General features: G+C 65.5%; 3 protein-coding genes and 1 pseudogene. 2 read left to right on the plus strand and 2 right to left on the minus strand.

Annotation, left to right across the window (positions count from 1 at the left end):
• On the minus strand, positions 1-792 hold a 792-nt coding region (locus GEV06_28325; protein ID MPZ21759.1), incomplete at its 3' end, for a hypothetical protein.
• Here GEV06_28325 and GEV06_28330 point away from each other — a divergent pair.
• Both GEV06_28330 and GEV06_28335 read left to right on the plus strand, forming a co-directional pair.
• Positions 778-1128 carry a transposase gene (locus GEV06_28330; protein ID MPZ21760.1) on the plus strand — a complete coding sequence of 117 codons (351 nt, stop codon included), beginning with the start codon at positions 778-780 and terminating at the stop codon, positions 1126-1128. The genes GEV06_28325 and GEV06_28330 overlap by 15 nt on opposite strands.
• Entirely contained in the window at positions 1128-2144 is a 1017-nt protein-coding gene (locus GEV06_28335; protein MPZ21761.1) for an IS3 family transposase, read from the plus strand. The genes GEV06_28330 and GEV06_28335 overlap by 1 nt, the downstream gene beginning before the upstream one ends.
• 20 nt (positions 2145-2164) lie before the next feature.
• On the opposite strand, the pseudogene GEV06_28340 reads toward GEV06_28335, so the two are convergent.
• A pseudogene (locus GEV06_28340) lies at positions 2165-2585 on the minus strand (hypothetical protein).

Below are 2585 nucleotides of genomic sequence, written 5' to 3' on the forward strand. Positions count from 1 at the left end.
GGCCTTCCACTGCGCGCGCGGGAAGCGCAGAAACGTAAAGAGGTCGTCGCCGGCCTCCGCGAGCGATTCGACGACCGCCGGGCACTGCAGCCGCCACTTCTTCACGAAGCGGGCGCGGGCCTGCTCGACCAGGCTCTGACTGTCGGCGTAGATCATGCGCCGGTAGTCCTCCTTGAGTTCCTCGCGCAGCCGCGTCGGGGCCTTGGCCTCGAGGTTCCGCAGCTTGTGCGTCGTACAGCGTTGGATGGCGAGGGTCGGCCACACCTCCCGCAAGGCGGCCGCCAGGCCCGCGCTCCCATCGATGACGGCGAGCACGGGCGTCCCGAGGCGCCGCGCGACCAGCCCCTGGATGCACTCACGCCAGGCCGCGGTACTCTCGTCGCCGACCAAGCGGAGATCCAGGAGCTCGCGCTGCCCATCCGCCCGCACGCCCAGGACCACCAATACCGGCACCGTCACGCGCCGCTTGCCCAGGCGCACTTTCGGATACCAGCCATCCAGGAAGACATAGCGGATGGCCGCGTCCGCCAGGTCGCGCGCCCGCCACTGCTCAAAGTCCCTCTCTGCCAAGATAGCTGAGACACTTTCCCCGGCGGTAATTAGTGTAGAGGGCGGGGAGGTGCCAGGAGCTTGATGAGCACGATTCGCATGAGAGAGGCAGCCCAGTCGATCGGAGAAGAGCCGGAGCGGAGGGGCGACGAGCGAAGCGAGGCGCCCCGCAGCGGAGGGTCTTCTCCGATCGAGCGCGCGGGCCGGCCGGTGGTGCCCGATTCGGAGGTGTCGGCGCGCCATACGCGTCGACGCTTCACGACCGCGTACAAGCTGGAGATCTTGCGAAAAGCCGATGCCTGTACCCGACACGGCGAGCTCGGCGCGCTGCTCCGGAAAGAGGGGCTCTACTCGTCCCATTTGATCACCTGGCGGCAACAGCGCGAACGTGGCTTGACGCCCAAGAAACGGGGACGCAAGCCGGTGCCCGTCGACCCGCAGGTGAAGCGACTCGAGCAGGAAAATCGACGGCTCACTACGCGGCTGCAGAAGGCGGAAGCCCTGATCGATTTCCAAAAAAAAGTTGCCGCACTCCTGCAGATCCCACTGAAACCTGTGCCGAGCGACGAGGCCGATTGATGACCGCGGTCGAACAGGTGGCGACATCGATCGGGACCGCGCCGGCGTGTCGCGTGTTGGGGCTGCCCCGCGCCTCTGTGTACCGGGGCCGGCGACCCGCGGCGGTGGCGCGTCCCCGGCCGGCGCCGCCACGCGCGCTCGATCGTGTCGAGCGTCAGGAGGTCCTGGATCTATTGCACACGCGGTTTGTGGATCAGGCGCCTGCGCAGGTGCATGCGACGTTGCTCGATGAGGGCACGTATCTTTGCTCGCCGCGCACGATGTACCGGATCCTCGACGCCTCGCACGAAATCAAAGAGCGGCGCGACCAGGTCCGGCGCCCCCAGTACGCAGCACCCGAGCTGCTGGCGACGCGGCCGAATGAAGTGTGGAGCTGGGACATCACCAAACTCCTCGGCCCGGCGAAGTGGACCTACTTCTATCTCTACGTGATTCTCGACATCTTCAGCCGCTACGTCGTCGGGTGGATGCTCGCGCCCCACGAGAGTGCCGCCTTGGCCGAACGCCTGATCAAGGAGACGTGCGCGAAGCACGGCATCGTCCCGGGGCAACTGACTCTCCATGCCGACCGCGGCGCCTCCATGCGCAGCAAGCCCGTGGCGTTGCTTCTCGCCGACCTCGGCGTGACGAAAACGCACAGTCGACCCCACGTCTCCAACGACAATCCATTTTCGGAAGCGCAATGCAAAACGCTGAAATATTGTCCGCCGTTTCCGGAGCGCTTCGGATCGATCGAGGATGGTCGCGCGTTCGCGCAAATGTTCTTCCGGTGGTACAACGAGGCGCACTGCCACAGCGGTCTCGGCTGGCTCACGCCCGCCGTCGTCCACTTCGATCACGCCACCCGCGTGCGCGACCAGCGCCGGGCGGTGCTCACGGCCGCGTATGCCCAACACCCTGAGCGGTTCGTGAACGGACCGCCACAGCCCGCGGATCTGCCGACCGCCGTCTGGATCAACCCACCCGTCAACAAACCGACGCGCGAGGATGCCCCAGTTATGCGGCGCACCGCATAACTGGGGTAATGCAGAGCGGCTCATAATGCGGAGTGGGACGTGCCCGTCTCGGCGCGAGCAGGCATTTGGGGAGCCGCGGCTTTGCATAACGATGCCTGCTTGAGCAAGGCGACGAGCTTGTCGGGCGGCCGGAAGGAACCTCTCCTGAAGGTCAGGGGAGTGACGGCGCTGATGGCCTCGAGTTTCATGGTCGGATCCGCCCTGGTGTAGATCTCTGTGGTCGTGACGCTGGCGTGACCGAGCCACAACGAGACCTTTCGAATGTCATGCGTGGCCTGCAGCGTGATGACTGACCAGTCGTTCCTCCGTCTTCTTGGGGGGAATGGCGAGGATACGGCCGACTTGCTCAAGGGCTGATGGGACGCGGTATTCGATGAAGCGAAAGAATGACTTGATGGCGGCCAGACGCACGTTGCGCGTGGATGCGTCATTGCCCCGGTT

Source organism: Luteitalea sp. (assembly GCA_009377605.1).
In the GTDB taxonomy this organism is placed as follows: domain Bacteria; phylum Acidobacteriota; class Vicinamibacteria; order Vicinamibacterales; family Vicinamibacteraceae; genus WHTT01.

Bases quoted from the DNA above. Each gene is read 5' to 3' on its own strand.
- GEV06_28335 (MPZ21761.1), top strand. From the start codon at position 1,128: ATGACCGCGGTCGAACAGGTGGCGACATCGATCGGGACCGCGCCGGCG.